The sequence below is a fragment of the Streptosporangium fragile genome (assembly GCF_039534445.1).
In the GTDB taxonomy this organism is placed as follows: Bacteria; Actinomycetota; Actinomycetes; order Streptosporangiales; family Streptosporangiaceae; genus Streptosporangium; species Streptosporangium fragile.
Window position 1 is genome coordinate 16,890 of sequence record NZ_BAAAVI010000031.1, and the last position, 26,135, is coordinate 43,024.

The window sequence follows — 26,135 nt, forward strand, 5'->3', positions numbered from 1 at the left end:
TCAGAGCTGGTGTGCCCGGGCGTACCACCGGCCGTCGCGCCCGCGCTCCAGGGTGAGCGGGACGCCGAAGGTGTGCGAGAGGTTCTCCGCGGTCATCACGTGCTCGATCGGGCCCTGGGCCACCACCGAGCCGTGCCGCAGCAGCAGCGCGTGGGTGAACCCGGCGGGCACCTCCTCCACGTGGTGGGTGACCAGCACCATCGTCGGCGCCTTCGGATCCTGCGCGAACGTGGCCAGGCGGCGTACCAGATCCTCGCGCCCGCCCAGGTCGAGGCCCGCGGCGGGCTCGTCGAGCAGCAGCAGCTCCGGATCCGGCATCAGGGCGCGGGCGATCTGGACGCGCTTGCGCTCCCCCTCCGAGAGGGTGTTGAACCGGCGCCGGATCAGGTGCGCGCAGCCCAGCTGGTCGATCAGCTCGACGGCGCGCGTGACGTCGTGGGAGTCGTACTCCTCCGTCCAGCGCCCGAGGATGGCGTACGACGCCGTCAGGACCAGGTCGATGACCTTCTCGTCCGGCGGCACCTTCTCGGCCAGCGCGGCGCTCGCGAGGCCGATGCGGGGCCGCAGGTCGAAGACGTCACTCTGGCCGAGCCGCTCGCCGAGGATCTCGACGATGCCCTCGGTGGGGAACAGCATCGCCCCGACCACCTGGAGCAGGGTCGTCTTCCCCGCGCCGTTGGGGCCGATGACCACCCACCGCTCGTCCTCGTGAACGGTCCAGTCGATGTCCCGCAGCAGGGCCGCCCCGTCTCTGCGGACGGCGACGTCCTGTAGCCGAAGCACCTGACCGCCCATGCGTTACGCCTCCTCGTTATCGCTGGAACAAAACCTATTGCAGGACAAGCGCATATCGTGGATCGGTGCACCCTGATTCACCGATCTCGGCCACCCTGGTCTGCTGGGGCAACGCCTGGCTCGCCGGACAGGTCGGCCTCGACGAGGCCGCCGACCGCGTGGAGCGGCAGGGCGGCCCCCAACTCGTCGCCGCGGAGACCGGCGACACCCCCCTGCGCGGTTTCCTTGCCGAGCTGCGGATCGAGGGCATGACATCGCTGCGACTGGCCCTTCCCGTCGCGGGCGACCCGCTTGGGCTCACCGGACCGCCCCCCTTCAACTCCGCGGCCATCGAGGCCGGACAGGCGGCGATAGCCGTGCTCGGCGAGAGATGCCTCGGCATGGTCCCGGCAAAGGACCGCCGCGGGTCATCGTACGCCGGGGTTCGGTGGAGCGTGCTGGAGGCCCGGTGCGCGGCACCCGACCTGCCCTCGCTGGCCGAGGCCGAGCACGGCCTGACCCGCGCGATGCGCGCGGCGACCGACGCGCTGCTCGGGGTGGAGGGCCCGGCCCAGGGCCACCGGCGGCTGCCGGTCATGGACGACGGCCTGGCCCCCGGCTACCCTGCCCGCGCCCACCGGGTCGCCGCCCTGGCCGCGCGCCTGGACGCGGCGCTGCGCGTCGCCGACGACCGGGGCCTCACCTCCGGCCAGGTCACCGCCCGCGCGGAGGCCCTGCGCGACCTCGACCGCGCGGTGCGCCGGGCGCGGGTGGCCGCCCACCACGCCATCACCGAGCTCGTCTGAGCGGCGGCCCGGCCGCGCGGCCGCCTGCCCGAGTGGCCCGGGCGAGGGCCTCCACCCGAGCGGCCCGGCGGAACGACAGCCCGCCCGGGCGACCCGCCGAGAGCCGCCCGGCCGCGCGGGGGTTCAGGCCAGGCCGTTGCGCACCGCGTAGAGGGCGGCCTGGGTCCTGTCCTGCACGCCCAGTTTCATCAGCACGTTGGAGACGTGGGTCTTGACGGTCTTCTCGGCCACCGCCAGTTCCCTGGCGATCTCGCGGTTGGACCGTCCGGACGCGATCAGCGCCAGCACCTGGCGCTCCCGGTCGGTCAACGGCGCCACACGCGAGGCCGGGGAGGCGCCGGAGGAGAGTCCCGGACCGGGGGCCGGGCCGGACAGCATCGCCTCGGCGGCCTCGGGGGCCAGGAGCACCTGCCCGCCGTGGACCGCGCGGATGGCCTGGACGAGCGCTCCCGGGTCCACGTCCTTGTAGAGGAAACCCGCGGCCCCCGCGCGCATCGCCGGGGCCACGTCCTCCCGATCGCTGACGGAGGTCAGCACCAGCACCTTCGGCGAGAGCCCGCGCTCCGCCATCAGGGCCAGCGTGCCCAGGCCGTCGAGGACCGGCATCCTCAGATCGAGCAGCAGCACGTCCGGCGCGAGCGACTCCGCCAGGGCGACCGCCTCGGCGCCGTCGGCGGCCTCCCCGACCACGTCGAGGTCGTCCTGGAGGCCGAGGAAGGTGCGCAGGCCCTGCCGGACGACCGGGTGGTCGTCGGCGATCAGCACACGGATCATGTGGGCACCTCCATCCGGACAAGCGTTCCGCGGCCGGGCTCCGAGCTCACCCGGACGCTCCCGCCGAGGGCCTGCGCCCGGTCGTTCATCGAGGCGATGCCCAGGCCCCGCCCCGCCGCGGCGGTCACGTCGAACCCCGTCCCGTCGTCGCGGACCTCCAGGACGACGCGCCCACCCGCGCAGCCCAGCCGCACGTGGACCGTCCGCGCCCCGGAGTGCCGTGAGGCGTTGTGCAGCGCCTCCTGGGCCACTCTCAGGATCGCGACCTCCGTCGCCGGTTCGAGCTCGCAGACCGGGGTCTCCTCGAAGGAGAAGGAGGCCGGGTGGAGCCGGTCGAGCAGGCGTATGTGCTTTCGGAGCGTCTCGGCCAGCCCGTGCCGGTCGAGCTCCGCCGGGCGGAGCTCCACGATCACCGCGCGGAGCTCGGCCAGCGCCTCCCCGGCCAGCCGCTCCACCCGGTCGAGCTCCCGCAGCGCCCGGTCGGGGTCGCGAGGGACCAGCGAGGCGGCGGCCTGGGCGGTGAGGCGGAGGGAGAACAGCTTCTGGGTCACCGCGTCGTGCAGTTCCCTGGCCATCCGGGTGCGCTCCTCCACCAGCGCGAGCTCCCGGCCGCGCTCGTAGAGGCGGGCGTTGGTGAGCGCGATGGCGGCGTGCGCGGCGAACATGGTGAGCAGCCGCTCGTCGGCCTCGGTGAAACCGCCCGGGGCCCGCTTGTTGGACAGGAAGACGATGCCGAGCACCTGGTCGCCGTCGCGGATCGGCACCCCGAGGAAGTCCTTGAGCACGGGGTGGGCGCGCGGCCAGTACTCGAACCGGGGATCCCTGCGGATGTCGGGCAGCCGGACCGGCGTGCCCTCGCGCAGCATCGCGCCGAGCATGCCGTGCTGGCGGGGCATGGGCCCGATCGCGTCCCACTGCTCGTCCGAGATGCCCTCGGCGACGAACTCGGCGAACGCCCCCTGGTCGTCCGGCACGCCCAGGGCGGCGTAGCGGGCGTCCAGCAGCCGCCGCGCCGAGCGGACGATGACCTGAAGCACCTCCCGGACCGACAGGTGCCTGGTCACGGCCAGCACGGCGGAGCTCACCGCGTGCAGGACGGCGTCCCGGTCTTCGCCGTCGGAGGTCCGCGCAGAGGTCACGGAAAAACTCTAGGCGCCGGTGGACGCCGCCGGGCTCCCCCATCGGTCCTAGGTCCATCAGCCCACGGCGGACCCGGTCCCCCGGCCGATGCGCGCGCGACCTGCGGTTCCTACCGTCGGGGCATGACGAACACCGCACTCATCACCGGCGCCTCCCGCGGCCTCGGCCTGGCGCTGGCCCGCTCCCTCGCCGCCGACGGCTGGGGGCTCATCCTCACCGCGCGGGATCCGTACGCGCTCGATCCCGTCGCGGACGAACTCGGCGCCCTCTCCGTTGCGGGGAACGTCGCCGACCCGGCCCACCGGGAGCGGCTCGCCCGCGCCGCGCTGGACCGCGGCGGGCTCGACCTGCTGGTCAACAACGCCTCGGGGCTGGGCGCCGTCCCGCTTCCACCGCTGGCGACCTATCCGGTCGACACGCTGGAGGAGCTGCTGCGGGTCAACGTGCTGGCTCCGCTCGCGCTGATCCAGGCGACCCTGCGGGGGCTCAGGGAGCGGCGCGGCGCGATCGTCAACGTCTCCTCGGACGCGGCGGTGGAGGCGTACGAGGGCTGGGGCGGGTACGGCGCGACCAAGGCGGCCCTGGAGCGGCTCTCGCACGTGCTGGCCGTGGAGGAGCCGGACGTCGCGGTCTGGTGGTTCGACCCCGGTGAGATGCGCACCGCCATGCTCGCCGACGCGGTCGGCCCCGAGGAGGCGGCGGCGGCCCCGACCCCGGAGACGGTCGTGCCCACGCTGCGGCGGCTGATCGCCGAACGTCCGCCCAGCGGGCGGGTCAAGCACCGATAAGCGGATGGGAGGAGAGTCGTGAACGCGACAGACGCCATGGCCGCCGACTTCGAGCTCCCGCGCGAGCTGGAGGCGCACGAACCGCCCGAGGCCAGAGGGCTGGCCCGCGACGGGGTGCGCCTGCTCGCCTCGCACCGCGACACTGGGGAGATCGGCCACCACACGTTCGCGGACCTGCCGGACCTGCTCCGCCCCGGCGACCTGCTGGTGGTCAACAACTCCGGGACGCTCCCGGCCGCGGTCCGCCTCGACCGGCTCGCGGTGCACTTCTCCACCGAACGCGAGGACGGGACCTGGCTGGTCGAGCTGCGCCGGCGCAGGGAGCGGCGGGTGCCGGAGGGCACCGGGCGGGGGCCGCTGGAGACCGAGGAGCCGGAGGCGGCCGGCGAGCCCTACCCGGGCGGCGCGGACGGGGAGTGGCTGCCGCTGCCCGGCGGGGCCACGCTGCGGCTGCTGGGGCGGGAGACTCCCCGCCTGTGGCGGGCCGCGCTGGACCGCGAGGTTCCCGGGTACCTGCGGCGGTACGGCGTGCCCATCCGGTACTCGTACGTGGAGCGGGACTGGCCGCTGGCCGCCTACCAGACCGTGTTCGCGGTGCGCCCGGGGAGCGCGGAGATGCCCAGCGCGGGCCGGCCGTTCACCACCGGCCTGGTGACCGCCCTGGTGTCGCGCGGGATCGGCGTCGCGCCGATCACCCTGCACACGGGGGTGGCGTCACCCGAGAAGGACGAGCCGCCCTACCCGGAGCGGTTCGAGGTGCCCGAGGGCACGGCCCGGCAGGTGGAGCTCGCGCGCGAGTCCGGCCGCAGGGTGGTCGCGGTCGGCACGACCGTGGTGCGGGCGCTGGAGACGGCCGCGCTGGCCACCGGCCGGGTGCGGGCCGCACGGGGCTGGACCTCGCACGTCGTGACCCCCGGGACGGGGGTGCGGGCGGTGGACGGGCTGCTCACCGGACTGCACGAGCCGCGCTCCAGCCACCTGCTGATGCTCTCGGCGATCGCCGGGCGGGAGCTGCTGTCACGCTCCTACGCGGAGGCGCTCAGGCAGGGGTATCTCTGGCACGAGTTCGGCGACGTTCATCTCATCACCGGCTAGCCGGGACGGCCGTCAGGTCACCGCACAGTCAGTCACAAGGGGTTTCCAAGTCGGACGTCGCATGCTTGTCTTCGCACCCAACGGGGGATCACCGAATTCCGACTGGAGTAAGAAATGCGCCGGCACCTGACCGCGTTCGCCGCCCTCGCCGTGGCGGGGGGCATGCTGCTCACCCCCGGAACCGCGCACGCCGCGGCTCCGCAGGCCGCCCCGCAGGGAGCTGCGGCCCAGGCCGACCAGCCCCTCTCGCCGCTGAAGACGACCGTCAACTACCCGAAGGTGACCTGGCCGGGCGACCCGATCTACTACACGCTCAAGATCAAGAACGTCGGCAAGTGGTACACCGACATCGCCTACGTCGGCGGCTACCTGCCCAAGCAGGTCTCCAAGGTCCGCATCGTGAGCAAGCCCCGCGGGGCGTACTGCGAGGTCACCGGCCGTGAGATCGGCTGCCTGCTCGACACCCTCAACCCCGGCAAGTCGACCACCCTCAAGGTCAAGGCGTGGGTGAACCGCAACGCCCGCGGCACCGCCGTCGCCGAGTTCGGCTCGGCCTCGATCGACGTCCCCGCCGGTGGGCTCGGCACCTTCAACATCCACGGCATCGACGTCGGCACCGACATCAAGTACGTGCGGGTGAAGACCAAGGTCCTCCGCTAGTCCCCGCCCCTTTCCCCGGGAGGCTCTCTCCGGCGCGTCCGTGAGAGACCTCTCCGGCGAGGACTCGGAGCGCCCGGAGACCGTCCGCGCGGGGCGGCCGGTCGGTGCGGGACCCCGACCGCCCGGCGCGGTGCGATCCGGGCGCTCCGACTAAATCCAGAACGAAATTTAATTTCTCTATACATCCGAATATGTGATAAAACGCTGCGGTATTTCCGGGGCGTTCCGAGCGTCCCCCGACTCACCGACTGGGAGACGTTTGATGCGCCACCCGATCTCCAAGATCGCAGCCCTCGCCCTGGTGGCCCCGCTGGCCGGCGGCATGCTTTTCACCGCCCCCGCCTCCGCGGCCCCCGCCCAGGCCCCCGCCTCGGCCGCCGCGACGGCGGACGAGCCGTACTCCGCCTTCAAGGTCAGCGTCTCGGCGCCGAAGAAGGTCAGGGCGGGCGGGAAGATCACCTACACGATCAAGGCCGTCAACGAGGGCCCCCACCTGGCCGACACGTTCTACATGGGCGGCCTCGTGCCCAAGGGCTCCAAGATCACCGCGATTCACGCCCCCAAGGGCACCGTGTGCGACAACTACAGCGACGGCTTCTGGTGCTGGACCCCTGACGCCCTCAAGGTGGGCCAGTACGAGGCCATCCAGGTCACCGTGAAGCTCGGCAAGAAGTCCGGCAGGACCGCCGAGGCCATCCTGGGCGTCGACACCTACGACGTGCCGAACGGGGCGGAGAACCTCTCGCGGGACGAGTACGAGCGCATGGGCATCAAGGGCTGGTACTTCGTGAAGAAGGTCAAGACCAGGATCGTCCACTAGCCGCACCGCACGAGAGCCCCGTCCCGCCTCGGAGACGGGGCTTTTCGCGTCCCGGGCACCCGGCCGGCGACCGCTCGGGGCGCGAGGAGTCCGGACACTTCCTGACCACATCTAACCCTTTTGTACGAATTGCCCTATTAGGTGAGCCGTGCCGTCTTTTTATGGCGCCCGGGGAAATAATCCGAGCCCTCCGGATGAACTTTCCCTTCCCCGCAAAACGGTGACCCCCGAGGCCCTTCCCGGTGAATTCCCGGGAACGTCACCGGCCAAGAGTGCGGGCAGCCTCATATGCGCCGCGAGCCCGGACCGGGCAGGATCTCCCCATGACACGTTCCGGAGGCCGTGCGATCCATGGCTGAGCTGAGAGTCGTCCTGGCCGAGGACCACTACCTGGTACGCGAGGGCACCCGCCGCCTTCTGGAGGCCTCCGGGGAGATCTCGGTGGTCGCCGCCGTGGGCACCGCCGACGAACTGCTCGACGCCACCCGGCGGCTCCGGCCCGACACGGTGGTGACCGACATCCGGATGCCCGGGTCCGCCGGGCTCGTACGCCCGGGGATGGAGGGCATCGACGCCGCCCACCGGGTCCGCGCCGAGTCGCAGGACGTCGGGGTCGTGGTGCTCTCCCAGTTCTCCGACGCGATGTTCGCCCTCGACCTGTTCAAGGACGGCACCGAGGGACGGGCCTACATGCTCAAGGACCGGGTCGGCGACATCGACGAGCTGCTCGGCGCGATCAGGTCGGTGGCCGAGGGCGGGTCGGTGATCGACCCCAAGGTGGTCGAGGGGCTGCTGGCCAAGCGCGGGGTGCGGGGCAGTCCGCCACCCGCCGAGCTGACGCCCCGGGAGCTGGACGTGCTCAGGGAGATGGCCCACGGCCTGTCCAACGGGGGCATCGCCCGAGCCCTGCACCTGTCGGTCTCCGCGATCGAGAAGCACGTCAACTCGATCTTCATGAAGCTGGCCCTGGAGAACAGCCCCGACACCCACCGCCGGGTGGCGGCCGTCATCGCCTACCTGGGATCACCGGGTCAGTCTCCCGATTGAGGAGACCGGCTCGACGGGCCGGTCCGGGCCCGGCGCTCCGGCCGGAGCGGGTGCCCCCGTCCCGCGGAGGCCGGCCCCGGCGGCGGTGCTTCCAGGGTGCTTCCAGGGTGCTTCCAGGGTGCTTCCGGCGTCACGGCGTGGCCCCCGCGGCGAGTCGCCGGTCGCGGTGGAACTCGGCCGCGAGCCTCTCCTCCAACGCCTCCGGATGCATGACGACGGCCGAGGGAGGGATCTCGCCGGGGCCGCGCGCCGCGATCCGGAGGCCGATGCCGGCGAACCACCCGGCCAGTTCCGCGAACGTCTCGTCGCAGTCGCCCGCGCAGTCGGCGACCAGCGCCTCGGCGAGGGTCCTGCCACGCGGGGCGAAGAAGGCGCCCTCGCTGTCGATCGCGACGATCGGGGGCGGGTCGGCCCGCTCGTCCGGGTGCAGCCAGTAGCCGTACACGCCCGGGCCGAGCGTCGCCCCGGTGACCGCGGACACCACGGGGAACAGGTGGCGGAGCATCTCGTCGAAGCAGCCCGCGTATTCGCCGAACACCGGGTGGCCGCTTCCCGGCCCCAGAACGTCGATCTCCAGCTGGTACGGGAGGTCGGCCTCCCGGCCCGGGGCGGCCCACACGGCGGCCAGGCGGAGCAGCTCGTCGGGGACCGGACGGTCGCCGAGCCAACGCCGGGCCCACTCGACGTACTCATGCTCACCGGGAGTCCGGAGCACCGCCTCTCCGTCACGGGCCACAACGTCCATCGTGCTTCCTCCGCAGGTGGGTTCCATGTCCCCATAGCCTGCTCAAGTCGCCTTGCGTAGCGCTTGCAGCCGACTGCGGGTCTTCACCGGCCCATGGCGAAGACGGACCGAGCCCTCCCCGTGGCCTGTCACCCGACCGTGCCGGGACGCCCGGCTCCTGCCGGAGCCGGGCGTCCGGCGGCGGTGCCCGGCCGACGTCCGGAGACAGGCCGCTAGAAGCGGCCCCAGTCGTCGGCCGCCGCGCGCCAGACGTCGATGTTGCGCGGGTCGACGGCCATCCGGCGGGGCCGGTGCGTCTCGTGCTCCTCGGGGGTGAGGACCCGGTGGCCGTCGCACAGCTCGTACCTGGGCCCGTGCTTGGGGTCGAACAGGTAGAAGGCGATCGAGGTCGACGCGGAGTGGTTGACCAGGTCCGAGGCGATCGGCACGTTCTTGTACAGCGCGCGTGCCCGGCCCCGCATGACGTGGTCGAAACTCTTCATCATGAAGCACAGGTGGGCGACGTAGTGCTCCTTGTTCCGCTGCAGGGCGAGGCTGTGGTGGTAGCGGTCCTCGCACCGCAGGAACACGGTGACGTCCCCGACGTAGTCGGAGGGCAGGAAGCCGAGCACCTTGGTGTAGAACTCCAGGCACTCGTCGTACTTGTCGGTGGCGATGAAGGGGTGCACGAGGTCGAGCGGGCGCAGCTCGACGAGGGGCGGCTCGGCGTACTCCTGGAACTCGGTGAACAGCTCCACGATCAGCCCGTTGGGGTCGCGCACGGCGAAGCCGCGCTCGCACAGCCCCTTCATCCTGTCGTGCAGCGGCAGCACCTCCAGCCCGGCCGCGGTCACCCTCTCCTGCAGGTCGTCGAGGACCTCGTCGGACTCCACGCTGAAGCCGACCGCGACGGTCTTCGACGTCTCCAGGTCCGGCGCGCTGAGCAGTTCCACGCAGTGGTGCTCGATGTCGGCGCGCAGATAGGCGTACTCGTCGTTGTGCTGTTCGAGCTGGAGACCCACGTGGTACTGGAGGAACTCGATGGTCGCGGCCATGTCCGGCACCGCGATCCTCGCGTACTCCATCCCGAACGGCCCTCGGCGGCGGTCGTCAGCTGCCATGGTGGTCTTCCTCTTCCTTGTCGTGGGGCGTCAGCAGGGGAAGCTGACGATGGCCTGCCGCTCGATCACCGGCCGCCAGCGCAGCCGTACGAACTCCTCATGGGAGGGGCTGTGCAGGTAGTCCAGGAGATCCTGTTCGGAGTCGAACTCCACGACGAAGCCGTGCGTCATGCTCGTGTCGCGGGTGCTGATGTTGGGGCCGCTGGCCCAGTTGCGCATCGCCGGATATCTGCCGGGGAACGTCTCTAGCTCCGCCAGGACCGCCGCCGCCGTCTCGGCCGGCACGTCCTCCCTGAAGCGGAACAGCAGTATGTGCTTGATCATCAGAGGATGAAGCTCAGCCGTGCGCCCGCGTCCATGGCCTCCATGGTGGGGATCGACCTGCGGACCCGGAAGCGGAGCCCCTCGTCGTCGACGAGCAGGACGTGCTCGTAACGGCCGACGTAGGTGTAGGCGCCGCCGTCGCGGTAGCGGTGGACGATGAAGTTCGCCGCCACCCAGACCGTCGTGTCGCCCTGCTCCAGGATGATCACATTGGAGATCATCCGGTGGGTCCTGGAGTGCGGGTTCTCCGCGTGGGCCTTGCGGCTCTTGAGCCGCTTCACCCTGGCCCTGATGAGGTCGTAGTCGTCGCACATGAAGGACCCGGCCGAGGCGCTGTCCCAGCCCTTCCAGTCGGTGGTGACGACCTCCAGTCGCCCGCCCTCCTCGAAGAGGGTGAACCACTCGTCGAGGCGCCACTCGTCGAGCAGCATCGCCTCGCGGTAGAGGAAGTCCTCCGCCTCGGCTCGGGTGACGGTCCTGCTGCCCACGTTGCTCTCCCTTTCCACCGGCCCGGTCCTTACCGACGAGTCCACCCGCTCAGTCCTCACCGAGGACGGAGGCCCAGTGCCGCCAGAAGCTGCGCATGGCACCCTCGTCGATGGAACGGCCCTGGTTGCCCTTCTTCTCGTTGGCCATGCCGCGCGACATGTCGCTCCAGTCGTAGCGGGGGTCGGCCGAGTCGGCGGTCGCCTCGATCCCGCGCTGCACCGCCTCGTACGCCTCGATGTCGTCCGGCGTGGCCAGGCCGCCGGGGCCGACGAAGCTGACCATCGTCTTGATCCGCAGGGCCCGCACGTCGGCGGGCTCGTCCACCTCGACGAACTGCCAGGCCCGCACGTCCGTGCGGCCCGGCGCGACCGGTTCGAGCTGGCGGATGGTCAGCGCCTCCAGGTCGAACAGGAGCAGGTTGGGGAAGACGTAGAGGATGCGGCTGGCGTCGGCCACCTCCGCGGCGCGCTCGGGGCCCAGCCGGTCCTCCATCTCCTGGCGCTTGGCGACGATGCGCTCCTTCTCCGCCTCACCGAACCGCGGCTCCCACACCATGCCGATCCGCCCGTTGTGGCCGGTCAGGATGAGCAGCCCGTGGCCGTCGCCGAGGTCGTAGGCGTACTGGTCGTCGTCGGTGACGGCGAAGCCGGTCTCGCGCAGGTAGCCCACGAAGGTGTTGTGCGTGGGCGCGAAGTGGTAGCCGTCCATCGCGTTCTCGACCGCGAGCTTCCAGTTGCCCTTGACCGCGTACAGCTGCACGCCGGGCAGGGTCTCCATGCCCGCCGGGCCGATACTCGCGGTCAGCGACATGTAGTGCGCGGCCCGGCCGAGGTGCGTCATCAGGTCGGGTACGTCGGGGTCGAAGGCGATGAACACGAAGCCCTCGTGGCTCTGGATCCTGGGGACCGAGCGCAGCTTCATCGCCTCGCGGAAGGCCGCCGAGTCGGCGTAGGCGTCGTCGCCGGGCAGCGCCGCGAGGTCGCCCGAGTTGCTGAACGCCCAGGCGTGGTAGAAGCACTGGAAGAACTTGGTGTTGCCCTCGCTGTGGCGGCACAGGATCGTGCCCCGGTGGGTGCAGGCGTTGAAGAAGACCTGGATCTCGCCCGAGGAGTCGCGGCAGAAGATCAGGGGCCGGCCGCCGAGCGTCCGGGTCCTGAAGTCGCCGGGCTTCGGGATCTCCGTCTCGTGCCCGAGGTAGAGCCAGGTGTGCCCCCAGATGCGCGAGATCTCCGCCCGGAAGACCTCCTCGGACCTGTACGCGGACCGGTGCACCTTGAACGACAACGCCTCCTCGTCCTCCTCCACGAGGGAGGAGATCGAATACCCCTGTGTCAGCTGCGTCATCGAGGTGCCCAGCCTTCCTGCGGACCGTGAACGAGAATTCGAGATGCCATCTCGCTATGTGATGCTGCTACTGCGCCCTCACGGTGTCAAGAGCGAGCCTCGTCGCCGAAATCTTCGGTTACGCCCCGTTAACGGCGTCGCAACACTCCTCCAGTTTTCTCAGCCGGTGAAAGCGACGGATCCCCTGGAGGGACAATGCTCCACCCCAAGACCGGCCGTATCGACGGCGATCACTACCTTCCGACCAGCGCGGACACCTGCCTGTGGGGCCGGCTGCCCAACCGCCTCCACGAGCCGGTGCTGCGCGTCGAGTCCGGCGACACCGTCACGATCGACACTCTCAGTCACGAGGGGATCCTGGAGGACCAGGGCCGCGACCCGGTCTCGTACCTCGCCGGGTTCGGCGTCGGCGCCGACCGGGTGCTCACCGACGCCCGCGACCTGGCGGCCTCCGACGTCGCCCACGACTACGACGAGGACGGCCCGCACGTGGTGACGGGACCGATCTCGGTCGCCGGGGCCGAGCCGGGCGACGTGCTCAGGGTCGAGGTGCTCAGCCTGCTGCTCCGGGCACCGTACGGGTTCATCAGCAGCCGCCACGGGTACGGCGCGCTGCCCGGGGAGTTCCCCGAGACCGCACCCGACACCGGCCCGCTCGGGGACGGCCCCCGGGAGTACAACAGCGTCTGCGTCTTCACCGAGGTGGTCGAGGAGGCGGGACGCCTGCACGGGGTGATCCCGTTCGGCGCGGGGCGGGCGGCGCGCTTCCCGCTCGCGCCCTTCCTGGGCCTGATGGGGGTGGCCGCCGACACGGGCGACCCGGTCCACTCGGTGCCGCCCGGCTCCTTCGGCGGGAACCTCGACATCAACGAACTGCAGGTGGGGTCGAGCCTGTACCTGCCGGTCCAGGTTCCCGGAGCCGGGTTCTACGCGGGCGACCCGCACTACGCCCAGGGCGACGGCGAGGTCGCGCTGACCGCGCTGGAGGCACCGCTCCGCGCGACGGTGCGCCTGTCGGTGATCCCGGCCAAGGAGGCGGGGGCGCTCGTCGGCGCGCTGGGCGAGCCGTTCGCCGAGACCGCGACCCACTGGATCCCCGTCGGACTGCACACCGACCTGAACGAGGCCATGCGGCAGGCCGTACGGGCCGCCGTGAGCTTCCTGGAGCTCACCCAGGGGATGGAGCGCGCCAAGGCGCTCGCCTACCTCAGCGCGGCGGCGGACTTCGAGGTCAGCCAGGTCGTCGACTCGGTCAAGGGGGTGCACTGCCTGATCAGGAAGGCTGACTTCGGAGCGTAATCGTGTCACGAAGCGGGATGCCATCTCCGTTGACGATACGAATCTCTCACCGCTAGCCTGACCCCCAGACCTGGAGGCGCCCCGTCTCTCCCCGGCCCGATCCCGGAGGCGGAGCCGCCCCGCCCCTCCCCGAGGAGCCGCGCGATGAACCTGGCCATGCCCACCTCGGGCGTTCCGCTCCGGCTGGCGGCGCGCACGGCCCGGCCGGCCTTCCCGGACAGCGCGCCCGGCAAGGCCCCCGCACCCTCCCTCTGACCTGTCCCCCTACCGGGCGGCCATGCTCTGCAGCAACCGGGCCAGCAACCGGGAGAGCTGGTCCCGCTCGTCGTCCGAGAGCCCTCCGAGCAGCGCCTGGAGGCCGCGCACGTGGTCCTCGACGGCCTTCTCCACCAGGACGCGCCCCGAGTCCAGGAGCCGCAGGAGCACGCCGCGGCCGTCGGCCGGGTCGGGAACCCGGGCCAGCAGGCCCGCCGCTTCGAGCCTGTCGAGGCGGTTCGTGGTCGCCGCGGGCGAGAGCAGCAGCGACGAGGCCAGCGCCCCCGCGGAAAGCTCCGTACCGCGGCGGTACAGGGTCGCCAGGACGTCGAACTCGCCACGGTTGAGCCCATGGGGCCGCAGCGTGGCCGCCATGGCGGCGCCCGCCAGGGTATCGGCCCTGCTGAGCCGCCCGAACAGCGCCATCGGCCGGGCGTCGACGTCGGGCCGCCGCACCGCCCACTGATCGATCATCTCTCGTACGCCCAGGTCTGGATCGTTCACCGAAGTATTTTGACATCGAACCATGGGGCGGAGTCGTTTCCATGCCGAAATGATCAGGCGTCGGAAGGACCGCCGGCTCCGCGCGCCACCCGGACGGTCCGCGGCTTCCACACCGCGCCCGGCACAGGCGACCCGGCTGTGGCCGGAGGACCGCCGACCGGCGCCTCGGCGCTCCACGTGCCGGGGCGGGGCGGCTCAGGCCGGAGACCCCGGACCGGGAGCGCCGGACCGGGGTCGCACCCGGGGCGTGCCGGGATCCGGACCATGCCCGGGTACGCGGCGCCCGGGACACGCCCGGGTACGCGGGAGCCCCGGCCATGCCCGGGTACGCGGCGCCCGGGACACGCCCGGGTGCGCTCAGCCGCTCTCCGGCAGCCAGACGGAGTCCCGGAAGTCCGCGCGCGGCGGGCTGAAAACGTCGACGTTGACGCACGGGCCCTCGGTCGGCTCGACATAGTGCTCCGCGCCCCTGGGCACGAGCAACATCGAACCCGCCGACATCTCGTGCGGCACACCGTCGACGTAGTAGTTGCACCGGCCCTGCAGGATCAGCACGAGCTGGTCGAAGTCGTCGTGCCTGTGCGGGTTGAGCCGCATGCCGACGGCCAGCTCGTGCCAGGCGAGCATGACCTCGTCGGTGGAGTACACCTTGCGCAGGACACCCGGCCGTATCTGCGTGGCGGGGATGTCGTCCCAGTTGACGGCGGTGGCGTACAGCTGCTGATTGAACATGGTCATCCCTTCCACTGGGCCATCACCTCGCGTAGCGCCGATCCGAGAAGTTGCAGGTCCGAGCCGACGACGAGGTAGCGTGCCGCGCCGAGCCCGCTCCCGGCGACGGACCCGGTGTCCGCGCGGGCCACCCAGCCGCCCGGCGCCACCCCGGCGGACAGGGCCGTGCCGACGATCTCGCCGACCCGGGCGAGCAGCGCCTCCCGTCCGGGTAGCCCCATGCTGACGGCCAGGTCGGTGGTCCCGACGAAGGCCACGTCTAGGCCGGCCAGGAGCTCCGCCGTCGGGTCGGCGGTGACGGCGGTCTCGATCTGCCCGACGAGCAGGGGTGGATCGGCCGCCTCCGCCGCCAGGTAGGCCGCCAGGTCCACGGCGCCGAAGGCGGCGGCCGGGTGGGAGAGGCTGACGCTGCGCTGCCCGTGGGGGGCGTACCGGGTGGCGGCGATCAGGGCCGCCGTCTGCGCGGCGCCGGTCAGCGTCGAGAGCTGCACCCCCGCCGCGCCCGCCTCCAGCACCCTGTTGATCAGCGGCGCCTCCACGGCGGGCACCCGGACCAGGGCCGCGATCCCGGTCGCGGCGGCGTGCCGCACCAGGGAGAGCGCCTTCTCCTCCGGCAGCGAGGAGTGTTCCAGGTCGACGACGACGAAGTCGAACCCGGCCTGCCGGGCGAGGTCCACGCAGTCGACGGTGGGCAGCTTGACGAAAGTGCCCACGACCCGGTCCCCGCCGGTCAGCGCGGCCCGCAGCCGCCGCCGCACGCCGGTGACCGGGGTCACCGGCCCCGATCCAGACCATGCCGGGGCGCCGTCTCCACCCGCCGTCACCGGCCCTGGTCCAAGCCACGCCAGGGCGTCGTCTCCACCCGCCGTCACCGGTCCTGGTCCAGGCCACGCCAGGGCGTCGTCTCCACCCGCCGCCCGCCGTGCAGGACGAGGGCCGGCTCCAGCCTGGGCGCCACGATGGAGTTGCCCGCCGCGTCGGGCAGGGTCGTCTCCGGGGTGTCCCGCAGCACCGTGACGTGCGCGGGGCCGCCCTCGGCGAGGGTGCCGTACCCCTCGGCGTCCAGCCCGAGCAGCCGGGCCGGGGCGATGGTCATCCGCGGCACGATCTCGTCCATCGACATGCCGAGCGCCCGCAGCTTGGCCGCGCTGGTGACCAGGTCGAAGACCGGCCCGCGCCAGTTCCGCCCGCTCGTGTCGGAGGTGAGCAGGTCGGGCAGGAAGCCCTCCGCGATCGCCTTCCTGGCGACCTCGAAGCTGAGGTTGCTCTTGCCGTGGGCGCTGTCGAAGAGCACGCCGCGCGCCCGGGCGTCGAGCACCTCGGCCAGGACCTTCCCGTCGTCCAGGATGCCGTGGGGCTTGCCGGTGTAGCAGTGGGCGACGATGTCCCCCGGGCGGAGCAGCCCGAGGACCTCCGGCAGCGGCTCCTCCGTCTCCCCGATATGGACCATCAGGGGGAGTCCCGCGTCGGCCGCGAGCTGCAGGGAGGTCTTGAGCAACGAGCGCCAGGCGGGGCCGACCACGTCCTCGGAAAGACGGATCTTGAAGCCCCGGACCACGTCCGGGTGCTCCCGCGCCACGGCCAGCGCGTCCTCGGGGACCAGCGTGGCCGGGTTGAGCAGTTCACCGAAACGGAAGTCGATCAGCCCGAGCACCGAGACGTTGAGGAAGTTGACCACGCGCATCTCGGCGGGCCGGACCACGAACCGTTCGAAGGCGGCGAAGGTCGAGGCGCCGGCCGTCCCGGCGTCGGCCGCGGCGACCACGCCGCGGCGCAGGTGGGCCTCGTCCGGCGGGGCGCCGACCTTGGAGACGCTCTCGAAGATGTGGGTGTGCGCCTCGACCAGGCCGGGCAGGACCCACGCGCCGGCGCAGTCGACGACCTCCCTGCCCCGGGCGGCGAGCGAGGGCGCGATACGTGCCACCCGGTCCCCGTTCACGGCGACGTCGGTGACCGTGCGGGTGCCCGCCACGGGATCGAAGACGGTGCCGCCGGACAGGACCAGGTCGAATGAAGTCTCGGTCATCTCTTGTCTTTCAGCTCGGGTGGACTCGGGGGACGCGGGGAACTCGGGAAGCGGGCGGAGCTCAGCGGAACCGGGTGCGCAACGGCAGCACCCCGGCGACGGACACCTCCACCTCGTCGCCGGGGCTCAGGAAGACCTGACGGTCCTGGCCCGTACCGGCCGGGGTGCCGGTCAGCACCACGTCTCCGGGCTCCAGTACGGCGAAACGGGAGATCCGCGAGACCAGCTCGGGCACGCTGAAGATCAGCTCCGCCGTGCTGGAGTCCTGCCGGACGGTCCCGTTCACGCTGGTGCTGACGGCGATGCTCTCCGGGTCGTCGACCTCCGAGAGATCGAGCACCGAGGCGCCGAGCGCGCCGAAGCCGGGGAAGCACTTGGCCAGGGTGGGGGTCCCGGTCGCGGCCATGACGTCGCGAGCGGTCATGTCGTTGGCCGCGGTGACCCCGGCGACGCCGTCCCACACCTCGCCGGGCGGGACGTGGTGCATCCGCCGCCCGATCACGAAGGCGACCTCACCCTCGTAGTCCACCTGACGGGAGCGATCCACCGGCAGCACCACCTCCTCCCCCGGCGCGGACACCGCCGAGGGCGGCCGCAGGAAGAGGATGGGGTCGTCGGGGATCGGCCGCCCGGTCAGACGCGCCTTGGACAGGTAGTTCAGCCCCACGCCCCAGATGGCCCCGGTGCGGCGCAGCGGCGCGCGGAGCTCGCCCAGCGGGATCCGGCCCCGCTCCCGCGCGGCCCGCGCGGGAGCGAAACCCTCGCCGGCGGCGAGCATGGCCGCCACGTCGGCGAAGGGCAGATCGAGCAGGACGGCGCCGTCACCGTCGAGCCGCGCCAGGCCCTCCGGCGTCACCAGCAGGTTCACGCCCCGGCCTCCCGAGGCGAAGGCCGGTCCCCACCTCGGGCACCGGCGTGGAGAACGGTCGTGAGAGCCGTGACGCTCCCCGCATGTCGCTTACCCATGCTTGCTCCTAGTCCTCTCGCCGCCTGCCGGGAACGGGGGCGGCGAGGGTTCACAGGGACGGTCTTCGATCGGGGCGTCGGACGGGCGTCCTCACCGGTGACGGGATCTCCACCGCCGCGCCAGGGCGGCCGGGCTTCACGAACGTACGAGGAACGCTCAACGTGTGTCAAGATGCGAAACCACATCTCGCATTGCGTCATATTACGGGCGTGTTGTGAAGCTTTCAGCGATGGGGTGGAGCCGCTGGGCAGGAGGCGTGATCAGCCGGTACGCGCGGCCCGCCACGTCCGGAGACGCGCCCCGGATGCGCGCGGGGACCACCACGTCCGGACGTGCGCTTCAGGCAGGTGTGAGCGCCCCGGGGACATCCCCGGGCGGGCGGAGACCTCCGCGGGTGCACCCGAACGCGGAACCACCGCGGGGAACCGCCGTGGGCACTCCGAGAGGAGCGGACACCGCCGGAGCCTCCCGGACGGACCCCGGAGGACCCGCTCAGACGGGCGCGACGCCGCCCAGCTCCCGCGAGAGGGCGCGGGCCACCCTGAGCAGAGCGTCGACGACCTGCCGCTCCAGGTCACCGGCGAGCGAGCTCACCGTGCCGACGACCGCCATCGCGGCCACCACCTGGTCGCCCTCGAAGACGGGTGAGGCGAGGACGCGCACCCCGTGGTCCACCGGCGAGTTGGCCGCGACGCCGGTGCGCCGGATCTCCTGCAGCAGCTCGCGCAGCTCCGGGGACGTCCGCAGCCGGCGCGCGAGCCCGGGGACCTCCCCCGGGGGCAGGTAGGCGCAGAAGACCCGGCCCTGGGCAGAGCGCACGAGGTCGAGCTGGGACCCGGTGCGCACGCTCAGCCGGATGTCGCCGACCGTGTTGTCCACGCAGCCGACGACCACCGGACTCTCGCCGTTCCAGACGCTGAGCACGACCGTCTGGTTGATCTCACGCATCAGCGTCTCGAGGTACGGCTCGGCCGCGGCGGCGATGGGCAGCCCGGCCCGCGCGGCGGCCTCCAGGCCGAGCAGCTGGGGACCGAGGGAGTACAGCGCGCTGTGCGGGTCGTAGCGGAGCAGGTTGGCCGCCCGCAACGCCCTGGCGTACCGATGGGCCGTGGGCTTGCTCACCCCCAGCCGCGCGGTGATCTCGTTGAGGTTGAGGTAGGGGCGCTCGACGGTGAAGCTGCTCAGGATGAGCGCGGCGCGCTGCACCGTCTGGATGGCGGGCGCCTCGTCCGCGGCGTCGGCGCCGCCGAGGTGTGCCTGATCCGCCGCCATGCCGACTCCTCAGCGCGAAACCGTGTGCTGGTACCGGACGGGACTCTACCGACTGCGGAACCCCGGCCGCATCGGAACTCAGGCCGCATCGGAAGAGTGGCCGGGCACCGTGTCGAACGCCGGGTTCACCAGGGGCGCCAGATTGTTGACCGCGGCGGCGGCCTCACCGAACCCGACTGAGATCAGCCTAACCTTTCCGTCGTAGTCGCTGATGTCACCGGCGGCGAAGACCCGGGGCAGGCTCGTCCTCATGGACCGGTCGACGAGCACATGCCGCTTGCGCAGTTCCAGGCCCCACTGCCGGATCGGGCCGAGATCGGCGATGAAGCCGAGCGCCGCCACGACCGTCTGGGCGGGCAGCGCGACGCGGTCGCCCTCCTTGACCCGCTCGACGACGACCTCGCCGACGTGGGGCTCGCCGCTGATCTCGGCGACCTCGTACGGTGTCAGCACCCGCACGGACGACGCCCGCAGCGTGGCCACGCTGCGCTCGTGCGCGCGGAAGGCGGGCCTGCGGTGCACGAGCGTCACCGAGCGCGCCAGCGGCTCCAGGGCGAGGGCCCAGTCCACCGCGGAGTCGCCGCCGCCGACCACCACCACGTCGTGGCCCGCCACCTCGTCCAGTCTGCGGACGAAGTAGCGCAGGCCGCGGCCCAGGTAGCCGTCGCCCACGGGCAGCTCCCGCGGGGTGAAGGTGCCGATACCCCCGGTCAGGAGCAGTGCCTTGGCACGCACCCGGGTGCCCGCGTCGGTGACGACCTCCACGGAGTCCTCGCCGTGCCACAGGTCGAGGGCGCTCTCGCCGAGCAGGAAGAGCGGATCGGCCTGCGCCGCCTGCGCCACCAGCTCGTCGATCAGCCGCTGTCCCTTCACCGCGGGGAACCCGGCGACGTCGAAGATCTCCTTCTCCGGGTACAGCGCGGAGATCTGGCCGCCCGGCTCGGGCAGTGAGTCGATCACGGCGACGGACATGCCGCGGAAACCCGCGTAGTACGCGCCGTACAGCCCCGACGGGCCCGCCCCGATGATCACCAGGTCGACATCGTGCACCGTCATGATCCGTCACCGGAGCCGACGGCGGGATGGTCCCGGCCGGTCCGCCCCACCTTCCTGGCGCCTCCCGGCGAGCCCAGTCCGGCGAAGAACCCGGCGTTGATCTCGGCGAACCGGGCCGCCTCCGCCGGGAGGTCGTCGTGATGGAAGATCGATGTCACCGGACAGACCGGCTCGCACCGGCCGCAGTCCACGCACTCGTCCGGATGGATGTACATCATCCGGTCGCCCTCGTAGATGCAGTCGACCGGGCACTCCTCGACACACGACCTGTCCTGCACATCCACACACGCGTCAGTCACGACGTAGACCATCAGTCCTCCCTCGTCGTCAACGTGGGGGAACAGTAGGAGCCGCTCGCAAAGCTTGTCAATATACGAGATGGCGTCTTGCATGGAGTTAACATGTGGGCATGACAACCGACGCCCTGCGGCACCTGCGGCAGACCGCCGCCGCCGCGATCTCCGGTGATCTGATCGTCGAGGCGATCCGGGTGCTGGCCGAGGGCCCGAGCCGCCGGGGACGGGAACGCGCCACCGCGATCCGGCTGGCGGCGTGGGCGCGGAGCCGGTGGCCCGAGCTGCCGTGGCATGTCGAGGAGGTGGGAGACGAGGGGGCGAACCTGACGTCCACCGCCGGTGACACGGGGCCCGAACTGCTCGTCTACTCCCATCTGGACACCTCGCTGTCCGGCGACATCGCAGACGACCGGTGGGCGACCGGGATCGACGAACCGGTCGCGCCGCTCTCCCTGGATCCGGTGTCCGGCCTGCTCAGCGGCTTCGGCCTGGGCGTCGCCCGCGCTCCCGCCGCCGCGGCGCTGGCGGGGTACACCGCCGCCGCGGCGGCGCTCCGGCACGCCGGCCTGCCGCACCGCCTCCGCCTGCTCCTGGCGGGCGGAGGCACCCACTCGTCGCCGTTCGCCCGCCGGGAGCGGGCGGAACCGACCGGCATCGGCGAACACCTCCGGTCACACCCTCTGCCCGCCGCGGCCGTGGTCGCCAAGTGCGGCCCGCACGGCGTCCTCCACGAGGAGCCGGGGGCGGTCTTCCTGCGCGTGCGGCTGGGCGGCGCCTACCGGCCGGTGCTCGCCCGGGACGACACCGGCGGGCTCCTCGCCAACGTGGGCGTCGCCACCGCGATCCTGGAGGCGTGGCGGGCCGAGCACCTGGCCGCCAAGGCCGGTGCCGGGCACCAGCTCGCCGCCGAGGTCGGCATCGGCGCGATCCGGGGCGGGATGCCGGAGAAGCCGGACCTGCTGCCCGGCATCGTGGAGCTCCACCTCTACCTGGTCGCCGTCCCCGGCGACGACCCGGACGAGATCGCCGGGACCGTGCTGGCGCGGCTGCGGGCCGGGATCGCCGGCGGGCCACTGGCCGGCTCCCGGGTGGCCGTGGACGCCCGGATGGTCCACCCCGCCGGGGTGACCCCGCCGGACGCCCCGGTCATCCGTCAGGCGGTCGCCGCCTGGCACGACGAGCACGGGGAGCCCCCGCCCGCCGTCTCCGGCTGGAAGGGCTCGACAGACGGGGTGGTGCTCCGCGGCAACGGGATCCCGACCGCCCGGGTCGGACCGGTCGTCGCCGCGGACCCGGCCGACCCCCGGCGGGATGTCTTCGCCCTGGAGACGCTGTCACGCTTCGCGCGGCTGTACGCCGGGATCGCCCTCCGGCACGCGCTCGGCGAACGGGCCATCGACATTAAGCGTTTTGGATGACAGGATGGTGTCTCACAATACAAAATGTTCGCCCGACGATGTGCCTCCATACACAACCCGAAGGAAGCGACATGGGTGACGACAGCGCGCCTACCCGGCAGGGTGCCGCCGGCGAGAACCGAACTCCGGCGATCCAGACAGTCCAGCGGGCCGCGATGATCCTCAGCGCGTTCACGGTGAGCCGCCCGCACCTGACGCTCAACCAGCTCACCGCCAGCTTAGGGACCAGCAAGGCCACCGCGCACCGATACACCAAAGCCCTGCGCGAGAGCAACCTGCTGCGCTACGACGAGCGCGAAGCGCTGTACTCACTGGGCCCGCAGATCCTGACACTGTCCGCCGCCGCCCGCGTCGGCATGCCCGTGATCGGCATCGCCGGGCCGTACATGCAGCGGCTCGTCAGGGAGATCGACGAGACCGTCGTGCTGAGCGTCTGGGACGGCGACACCGCCGTCGTCGTGCGCGTCGACGACAACACCGACCGCACCATAAGGGTGAGCGTCCGCATGGGCTCCCGGCTGTCGAGGACGGAGTCGGCCCAGGGCCGGGTCTTCTGCGCCTTCCTGCCGCCGGAGGAGGTTCCCGGGCTCGAAGAGCAGCTGAACGCCTCCCCCGAACTCCGCCGGGAACTCGTGAAGATCCGCGAGGACAACATCTCGGCCAACACCCCGTCCGTCAACGGCGTGCGCAGCATCGCCGCCCCCGTGTTCCGCGGCTCGGTCCTCATCGCCGCGATGGCGATCGTCGGCACGACCTCCTCCGTCCCGGCGGGTACCCACTCGCCGCTCGCCGAGGCGCTCAAACGGACCGCGGCCGAGGTCACGGCGGAGCTGGGCAGAGAGCAGACGTCTCCGGGCCAGTGACACGCCCGGCGCGGACGGTCGGGGCGGAAGAAACGCGATCGGCCGGGGCGGGAGAGACGCGATCGGCCGGGGCGGGCCGGGGAAACGAGGCGTTCGGCGACGCTCGGGGCAGACCGACCGAGCGGGACGTCCGGAAATGCTCAGGACAGACCGGCGGAACGGGGCATCCGACAACAGTCGGGGCAGACCAGCCGAACAGGACGGTCGACAACGGCCAGGACAGACCGGCCGAACAGCGCATCCAAGAACAGCCAGGATAGACCAGCCGAACAGGGCGGTCGAGAACGGCCGGGACGGGTCGGTCGAGCGTGACGTTCGCGGCTCAGGCGGCGACCGGGACGTCGTGCGCGACGCCGGTGACCGTCACCGAGGCGACGGACGACTCGGCCGCCCAGGCCAGCGCCCTGCGGTCGCGCCCCCGGACCTCGGGCAGCACCGTCACCTCCACCGTGAGCCGCCGCATGGCGACCACGCGGCGCACCGAGGCCCACAACATGTCATCCCCGACGAAGGCGGACCCGGTCGCGGGGACACCGGCCGGTCCCAGGTACCTGAGCGCCACCGGCCTGACCGGGGCTCCCGCGTCCAGCGCCGCCTGGAACACGGCCGGGCGGAAGGCACCCATCTCCCTGCCGCACCACGTGGTCCCCTCGGGGAAGGCCGCCACCGGATGACCTCCGGCGAGCGCCGCGGCCATCCGGTCCACGGCGCCGGGCAGTGCGAGCAGCCGCTCCCGGTCGATGAACAGCACCCCCGCGGCCGCCGCCAGCACGCCGATGAGCGGCCATCTCAGGACGTCGCGCTTGGCCAGCAGACGGCACGGCCACGCCGCCGCCATGACGAGCGGATCCAGCCAGGACACATGGTTGCCCACGATCAGCGGCGGCGCGGCCGGAGCGGCATCGGAACCGGCCACCGGAACGGCGCGGGGCTCGACCACCGGAACGGAACCGGAACCGGCCACCGGAACGGCACCGGAACCGGTCACCGGAACGGCACCGGAACCAGCCACCGGGACGACCGGAGGCCCGGCGGCCGAACCGGCCAGGAAGGCGAACCCCTGCCGCACCTCCACCCGGACGCCGATCGCCCGCAGCGCCGCCCGGGACCAGAGGCTCGTCAGCCGGATCCGCCTCCCCGTACCGAGACCGGCGGCGACGAACGCGAGCACCACCCCGGCCAGGAGCACCAGCGCCATGGCCATCAGCCGCAGGGTCCTGCGCGGCCAGGCGGCCCTCGCGTCCGGCGGTGTGAGGCAGGTGGCGGGCATGCACGGCGCCACCGGCAGCCACGGGTTCACGACGCCCCGCCCAGGAAGTGGCGCATGTAGCGCGGGTGCACGTTCCCCATCGGGAGCAGCACGAAGAAGTCGGCCGTGCCGAAGTCCGGATCGTGGGCCGGGGGACCGCACACCCACGCCCCCAACCGCAGGTACGCGCGGAGCAGCGGCGGGAGCGGCGACGTGGCCGTGTCTCCCCCGGAAGCCGGGGGCGCGGCGGCCGTACGAGTTCCGGCGCGCGGCGGTGTCGAAGCCGTACCGGCCTCGGCGTGTGACGACGCCGGGGTCGCACCGCCCCGGGAAGCCGGGGACGCGGAGGCCGCGCGCATCCCGGTGCGCGGCGGAAGGGTGCGGTGCGCCCGCCAGGGACGGCGGGGGGTGACCCGGTACTCCGGCGGGGAGAGCGGCACCCGCTCCATGATCCCGGCGGCGTCCGCCACCGGGACCGAGCAGCACCCGCCCAGCCAGCCGTACCCCCCGGCGATCATGTAGCGCGCGATGCCCGCCCACATCAGCCCGACCACCGAGCCGCCCCGGTGGTCGGGATGCACGCAGGCCCTGCCCGCCTCGACCATGCCCGGCCGTATCCCCTCCAGCGCGCCCAGGTCGAACTCGGAGTCGGAGTAGAGCCGGTCGGCCCGGCGTGGGGCGAGCAGCCGGTAGGTGCCGACGACCTCACCCGTGTCGGCGCACCGTACCAGCAGGTGGTCGCAGTAGGCGTCGAGCGGGTCGACGTCCAGGCCGGTGATGGGGCTGTTCAGCCGGGCGCCCATCTCCTCGGCGAAAACCCGGTGACGCAGGCGCTGTGCCTGCCTCATCTCGGCAGCGGTACCGGCGAGCCCGACGGTGTAGCGAGCGACGCGCGGCTCAGCGGGAAGGGTCGTCATGGATTCATGAAGACAGTCGCAGATGACGCGGGACCTGGGAGGGTCGCGAACTCCAGGCGTCCGGATGGTGAACCGCATTAACGGCCGAATCGGGAGCCAAGTAGCGTAGGACACGATGAACCAGCGCACGCTCCTGATCACGTTGACCGGCCCGGACCGACCGGGCGTGACCTCCCGACTCTTCTCGGTCCTGGCGGGTTTCCCCGTCGTCGTCGCCGACGTTGAGCAGGTCGTCATCCGCAACCGGCTCACGCTCGGCGTCCTCGTCTCGTACGCGGGCGACACACCGACCGGTACCGGAGGCACCCTCGGTGCGCTCTGGACCGCCGTCGAGCGCACCGCCGAAGACCTGGGCCTGCACGTGGAACTCTCCACCGGGTCCGACCCGAAGGAGAAGCGCAGGCGGGGGCGGCTCAACGTCACCGTGCTCGGCGCTCCCCTCCAGCCCTCCGCGATGGCGGGCATCGCGGGGCGGATCGCCGCGGCCGGTGCCAACATCGACCGGATCGAACGCCTGTCCAGCTACCCGGTGACGTGCATCGAGCTGTCCGTGTCCGGTGCCGACCCCGACACTCTCCGTGCCGACCTCGCCGCCGAGGCGCACGTCCAGCAGGTCGACGTGGCCGTGCAGCGGTCCGGCCTGCACCGCAGGGCAAAGCGGCTGATCGTGATGGACGTCGACTCGACGCTCATCCAGGCCGAGGTCATCGAGCTGCTGGCGGCGCACGCCGGCTGCCTGGACGAGGTCGCCCGGGTCACCGAGGAGGCGATGCGCGGCGAGCTCGACTTCGCCGAGTCACTGCGCCGCCGCGTCGCGCTGCTGGAGGGCCTGTCCGAGGAGGTCTTCGAAAAGGTCCGCAAGGAGGTCGTGCTGACCCCCGGCGCCCGCACGCTGGTACGGACCCTGAAGCGGCTCGACTACCGGTTCGCGATCGTCAGCGGCGGGTTCACGCAGCTCACCGACGCCCTGGTCGAGGACCTCGGCATCGACTACTCCGCGGCCAACACGCTGGAGGTCGTCGACGGCGTGCTCACCGGGCGAGTCGTCGGTGAGATCGTCGACCGGCCGGGCAAGGCGCGGGCCCTGGAGCGCTTCGCCCGCGAGGCGGGCATCCCGATCAGCCAGACCGTGGCCATCGGCGACGGCGCCAACGACCTGGACATGATCGCGGCGGCCGGTCTCGGCATCGCGTTCAACGCCAAGCCCGTCGTCCGCCAGGCGGCCGACACCGCCGTCAACGTGCCCTACCTCGACTCGATCCTCTACCTGCTCGGCATCCCCCGCGCCGAGGTCGAGGAGGCCGACGCCGAGGACGGCGTCATCGCCGTCGAGCGCTGAGCGCGGCCGGTCATACGGCCTCCGCGCGGCACGGAC

28 protein-coding genes are annotated in these 26,135 nt (G+C 72.2%); 10 read left to right on the forward strand and 18 right to left on the reverse strand.

The window, feature by feature from the left end:
- Positions 1-795: an ABC transporter ATP-binding protein gene (locus ABD841_RS21260; RefSeq protein WP_344974418.1), complete on the reverse strand. Its 795-nt coding sequence runs from the start codon at positions 793-795 to the stop codon at positions 1-3.
- A gap of 65 nt (positions 796-860) precedes the next feature.
- Here ABD841_RS21260 and ABD841_RS21265 point away from each other — a divergent pair, with 65 nt between their 5' ends.
- Entirely contained in the window at positions 861-1,580 is a 720-nt protein-coding gene (locus ABD841_RS21265; protein WP_344974421.1) for a hypothetical protein, read from the forward strand.
- Positions 1,581-1,703: 123 nt separating this feature from the next.
- On the opposite strand, the gene ABD841_RS21270 is transcribed toward ABD841_RS21265, so the two are convergent.
- The gene (locus ABD841_RS21270) at positions 1,704-2,354 is read right to left on the reverse strand and encodes a response regulator (protein WP_344974424.1); all 651 of its coding nucleotides are present in this window, start codon (positions 2,352-2,354) and stop codon (positions 1,704-1,706) included.
- Positions 2,351-3,493, reverse strand: coding sequence for a GAF domain-containing sensor histidine kinase (locus ABD841_RS21275; RefSeq protein ID WP_344974427.1), 1,143 nt, complete (start codon positions 3,491-3,493; stop codon positions 2,351-2,353). The genes ABD841_RS21270 and ABD841_RS21275 overlap by 4 nt, the downstream gene beginning before the upstream one ends.
- A gap of 123 nt (positions 3,494-3,616) precedes the next feature.
- On the opposite strand from ABD841_RS21275, the gene ABD841_RS21280 reads away from it, so the two are divergent.
- The 5 genes from ABD841_RS21280 (at position 3,617) to ABD841_RS21300 (ending at position 7,904) form a co-directional block, all read left to right on the forward strand.
- Entirely contained in the window at positions 3,617-4,282 is a 666-nt protein-coding gene (locus ABD841_RS21280) for an SDR family NAD(P)-dependent oxidoreductase (protein WP_344974430.1), read from the forward strand.
- Positions 4,283-4,300: 18 nt separating this feature from the next.
- On the forward strand, positions 4,301-5,377 hold the full coding sequence (locus ABD841_RS21285; RefSeq protein ID WP_344974433.1) for an S-adenosylmethionine:tRNA ribosyltransferase-isomerase: 1,077 nt from the start codon (positions 4,301-4,303) through the stop codon (positions 5,375-5,377).
- 114 nt (positions 5,378-5,491) lie between these two features.
- The gene (locus tag ABD841_RS21290; protein WP_344974436.1) at positions 5,492-6,037 is read left to right on the forward strand and encodes a hypothetical protein; all 546 of its coding nucleotides are present in this window, start codon (positions 5,492-5,494) and stop codon (positions 6,035-6,037) included.
- 262 nt (positions 6,038-6,299) lie between these two features.
- Positions 6,300-6,857, forward strand: coding sequence for a hypothetical protein (locus ABD841_RS21295; protein WP_344974438.1), 558 nt, complete (start codon positions 6,300-6,302; stop codon positions 6,855-6,857).
- 351 nt (positions 6,858-7,208) lie between these two features.
- Positions 7,209-7,904 carry a response regulator transcription factor gene (locus tag ABD841_RS21300; RefSeq protein WP_344974441.1) on the forward strand — a complete coding sequence of 232 codons (696 nt, stop codon included), beginning with the start codon at positions 7,209-7,211 and terminating at the stop codon, positions 7,902-7,904.
- Positions 7,905-8,034: 130 nt separating this feature from the next.
- On the opposite strand, the gene ABD841_RS21305 is transcribed toward ABD841_RS21300, so the two are convergent.
- The 5 genes from ABD841_RS21305 to ABD841_RS21325 form a co-directional block, all read right to left on the reverse strand.
- Complete coding sequence (locus tag ABD841_RS21305; protein WP_344974444.1) at positions 8,035-8,649, reverse strand: hypothetical protein; 615 nt, start codon at positions 8,647-8,649, stop codon at positions 8,035-8,037.
- Between the two features lie 212 nt (positions 8,650-8,861).
- The gene (locus ABD841_RS21310; RefSeq protein ID WP_344974447.1) at positions 8,862-9,749 is read right to left on the reverse strand and encodes a VOC family protein; all 888 of its coding nucleotides are present in this window, start codon (positions 9,747-9,749) and stop codon (positions 8,862-8,864) included.
- 30 nt (positions 9,750-9,779) lie between these two features.
- Entirely contained in the window at positions 9,780-10,073 is a 294-nt protein-coding gene (locus ABD841_RS21315) for a Dabb family protein (protein ID WP_344974449.1), read from the reverse strand.
- The gene (locus ABD841_RS21320) at positions 10,073-10,579 is read right to left on the reverse strand and encodes an aromatic-ring-hydroxylating dioxygenase subunit beta (RefSeq protein WP_344974452.1); all 507 of its coding nucleotides are present in this window, start codon (positions 10,577-10,579) and stop codon (positions 10,073-10,075) included. Before ABD841_RS21320 ends, ABD841_RS21315 begins: the two co-directional genes overlap by 1 nt.
- Positions 10,580-10,610: 31 nt before the next feature.
- Complete coding sequence (locus tag ABD841_RS21325; RefSeq protein WP_344974455.1) at positions 10,611-11,906, reverse strand: aromatic ring-hydroxylating oxygenase subunit alpha; 1,296 nt, start codon at positions 11,904-11,906, stop codon at positions 10,611-10,613.
- A 195-nt stretch (positions 11,907-12,101) separates the two neighbouring features.
- Between ABD841_RS21325 and ABD841_RS21330 the strand changes: the two genes are divergently transcribed.
- On the forward strand, positions 12,102-13,205 hold the full coding sequence (locus ABD841_RS21330; protein ID WP_344974458.1) for an acetamidase/formamidase family protein: 1,104 nt from the start codon (positions 12,102-12,104) through the stop codon (positions 13,203-13,205).
- Between the two features lie 264 nt (positions 13,206-13,469).
- On the opposite strand, the gene ABD841_RS21335 is transcribed toward ABD841_RS21330, so the two are convergent.
- The 8 genes from ABD841_RS21335 to fdxA all read right to left on the reverse strand — a co-directional run bounded on the left by ABD841_RS21335 (position 13,470) and on the right by fdxA (position 20,328).
- Positions 13,470-13,964 carry a MarR family winged helix-turn-helix transcriptional regulator gene (locus tag ABD841_RS21335; protein WP_344974461.1) on the reverse strand — a complete coding sequence of 165 codons (495 nt, stop codon included), beginning with the start codon at positions 13,962-13,964 and terminating at the stop codon, positions 13,470-13,472.
- Between the two features lie 357 nt (positions 13,965-14,321).
- Entirely contained in the window at positions 14,322-14,702 is a 381-nt protein-coding gene (locus ABD841_RS21340; RefSeq protein WP_344974464.1) for a cupin domain-containing protein, read from the reverse strand.
- Positions 14,699-15,472: an aldolase/citrate lyase family protein gene (locus ABD841_RS21345; protein WP_344974467.1), complete on the reverse strand. Its 774-nt coding sequence runs from the start codon at positions 15,470-15,472 to the stop codon at positions 14,699-14,701. The genes ABD841_RS21340 and ABD841_RS21345 overlap by 4 nt, the downstream gene beginning before the upstream one ends.
- A gap of 92 nt (positions 15,473-15,564) precedes the next feature.
- Complete coding sequence (locus tag ABD841_RS21350) at positions 15,565-16,722, reverse strand: amidohydrolase family protein (RefSeq protein WP_344974470.1); 1,158 nt, start codon at positions 16,720-16,722, stop codon at positions 15,565-15,567.
- Positions 16,723-16,783: 61 nt separating this feature from the next.
- Positions 16,784-17,590 (reverse strand): fumarylacetoacetate hydrolase family protein, encoded by an 807-nt coding sequence (locus ABD841_RS21355; RefSeq protein WP_344974472.1) that lies wholly within the window; start codon positions 17,588-17,590, stop codon positions 16,784-16,786.
- A 591-nt stretch (positions 17,591-18,181) separates the two neighbouring features.
- Positions 18,182-18,961, reverse strand: a complete 780-nt coding sequence (locus ABD841_RS21360; protein ID WP_344974475.1) for an IclR family transcriptional regulator — start codon at positions 18,959-18,961, stop codon at positions 18,182-18,184.
- 78 nt (positions 18,962-19,039) lie between these two features.
- Positions 19,040-20,017: an NAD(P)/FAD-dependent oxidoreductase gene (locus tag ABD841_RS21365; RefSeq protein ID WP_344974478.1), complete on the reverse strand. Its 978-nt coding sequence runs from the start codon at positions 20,015-20,017 to the stop codon at positions 19,040-19,042.
- The gene (gene fdxA / locus ABD841_RS21370) at positions 20,014-20,328 is read right to left on the reverse strand and encodes a ferredoxin (protein WP_344974610.1); all 315 of its coding nucleotides are present in this window, start codon (positions 20,326-20,328) and stop codon (positions 20,014-20,016) included. Before fdxA ends, ABD841_RS21365 begins: the two co-directional genes overlap by 4 nt.
- Positions 20,329-20,426: 98 nt before the next feature.
- On the opposite strand from fdxA, the gene ABD841_RS21375 reads away from it, so the two are divergent.
- Both ABD841_RS21375 and ABD841_RS21380 read left to right on the forward strand, forming a co-directional pair.
- Positions 20,427-21,731 (forward strand): zinc-binding metallopeptidase family protein, encoded by a 1,305-nt coding sequence (locus ABD841_RS21375; RefSeq protein WP_344974480.1) that lies wholly within the window; start codon positions 20,427-20,429, stop codon positions 21,729-21,731.
- A gap of 71 nt (positions 21,732-21,802) precedes the next feature.
- On the forward strand, positions 21,803-22,594 hold the full coding sequence (locus tag ABD841_RS21380) for an IclR family transcriptional regulator (RefSeq protein WP_344974482.1): 792 nt from the start codon (positions 21,803-21,805) through the stop codon (positions 22,592-22,594).
- A 322-nt stretch (positions 22,595-22,916) separates the two neighbouring features.
- On the opposite strand, the gene ABD841_RS21385 is transcribed toward ABD841_RS21380, so the two are convergent.
- Together ABD841_RS21385 and ABD841_RS21390 are read right to left on the reverse strand one after the other, a co-directional pair.
- Entirely contained in the window at positions 22,917-23,894 is a 978-nt protein-coding gene (locus ABD841_RS21385; protein ID WP_344974485.1) for a lysophospholipid acyltransferase family protein, read from the reverse strand.
- Complete coding sequence (locus tag ABD841_RS21390) at positions 23,891-24,691, reverse strand: GNAT family N-acetyltransferase (protein ID WP_344974487.1); 801 nt, start codon at positions 24,689-24,691, stop codon at positions 23,891-23,893. Before ABD841_RS21390 ends, ABD841_RS21385 begins: the two co-directional genes overlap by 4 nt.
- A 184-nt stretch (positions 24,692-24,875) precedes the next feature.
- Here ABD841_RS21390 and serB point away from each other — a divergent pair, with 184 nt between their 5' ends.
- Positions 24,876-26,099 (forward strand): phosphoserine phosphatase SerB, encoded by a 1,224-nt coding sequence (gene serB, locus ABD841_RS21395; RefSeq protein WP_344974490.1) that lies wholly within the window; start codon positions 24,876-24,878, stop codon positions 26,097-26,099.
- Positions 26,100-26,135: the final 36 nt, after the last annotated feature.

Excerpts from the sequence above, each read along its gene's own strand:
- ABD841_RS21260 (WP_344974418.1), bottom strand. The coding sequence starts at position 795 with ATGGGCGGTCAGGTGCTTCGGCTACAGGACGTCGCCGTCCGCAGAGAC.
- ABD841_RS21270 (WP_344974424.1), bottom strand. The coding sequence starts at position 2,354 with ATGATCCGTGTGCTGATCGCCGACGACCACCCGGTCGTCCGGCAGGGC.
- ABD841_RS21280 (WP_344974430.1), top strand. The coding sequence starts at position 3,617 with ATGACGAACACCGCACTCATCACCGGCGCCTCCCGCGGCCTCGGCCTG.
- ABD841_RS21290 (WP_344974436.1), top strand. The coding sequence starts at position 5,492 with ATGCGCCGGCACCTGACCGCGTTCGCCGCCCTCGCCGTGGCGGGGGGC.
- ABD841_RS21295 (WP_344974438.1), top strand. The coding sequence starts at position 6,300 with ATGCGCCACCCGATCTCCAAGATCGCAGCCCTCGCCCTGGTGGCCCCG.
- ABD841_RS21300 (WP_344974441.1), top strand. The coding sequence starts at position 7,209 with ATGGCTGAGCTGAGAGTCGTCCTGGCCGAGGACCACTACCTGGTACGC.
- ABD841_RS21305 (WP_344974444.1), bottom strand. The coding sequence starts at position 8,649 with ATGGACGTTGTGGCCCGTGACGGAGAGGCGGTGCTCCGGACTCCCGGT.
- ABD841_RS21310 (WP_344974447.1), bottom strand. The coding sequence starts at position 9,749 with ATGGCAGCTGACGACCGCCGCCGAGGGCCGTTCGGGATGGAGTACGCG.
- ABD841_RS21315 (WP_344974449.1), bottom strand. The coding sequence starts at position 10,073 with ATGATCAAGCACATACTGCTGTTCCGCTTCAGGGAGGACGTGCCGGCC.
- ABD841_RS21325 (WP_344974455.1), bottom strand. The coding sequence starts at position 11,906 with ATGACGCAGCTGACACAGGGGTATTCGATCTCCTCCCTCGTGGAGGAG.
- ABD841_RS21330 (WP_344974458.1), top strand. The coding sequence starts at position 12,102 with ATGCTCCACCCCAAGACCGGCCGTATCGACGGCGATCACTACCTTCCG.
- ABD841_RS21340 (WP_344974464.1), bottom strand. The coding sequence starts at position 14,702 with ATGACCATGTTCAATCAGCAGCTGTACGCCACCGCCGTCAACTGGGAC.
- ABD841_RS21350 (WP_344974470.1), bottom strand. The coding sequence starts at position 16,722 with ATGACCGAGACTTCATTCGACCTGGTCCTGTCCGGCGGCACCGTCTTC.
- ABD841_RS21360 (WP_344974475.1), bottom strand. The coding sequence starts at position 18,961 with ATGGCGGCGGATCAGGCACACCTCGGCGGCGCCGACGCCGCGGACGAG.
- ABD841_RS21365 (WP_344974478.1), bottom strand. The coding sequence starts at position 20,017 with ATGACGGTGCACGATGTCGACCTGGTGATCATCGGGGCGGGCCCGTCG.
- fdxA (WP_344974610.1), bottom strand. The coding sequence starts at position 20,328 with ATGGTCTACGTCGTGACTGACGCGTGTGTGGATGTGCAGGACAGGTCG.
- ABD841_RS21375 (WP_344974480.1), top strand. The coding sequence starts at position 20,427 with ATGACAACCGACGCCCTGCGGCACCTGCGGCAGACCGCCGCCGCCGCG.
- ABD841_RS21380 (WP_344974482.1), top strand. The coding sequence starts at position 21,803 with ATGGGTGACGACAGCGCGCCTACCCGGCAGGGTGCCGCCGGCGAGAAC.
- ABD841_RS21390 (WP_344974487.1), bottom strand. The coding sequence starts at position 24,691 with ATGAGGCAGGCACAGCGCCTGCGTCACCGGGTTTTCGCCGAGGAGATG.
- serB (WP_344974490.1), top strand. The coding sequence starts at position 24,876 with ATGAACCAGCGCACGCTCCTGATCACGTTGACCGGCCCGGACCGACCG.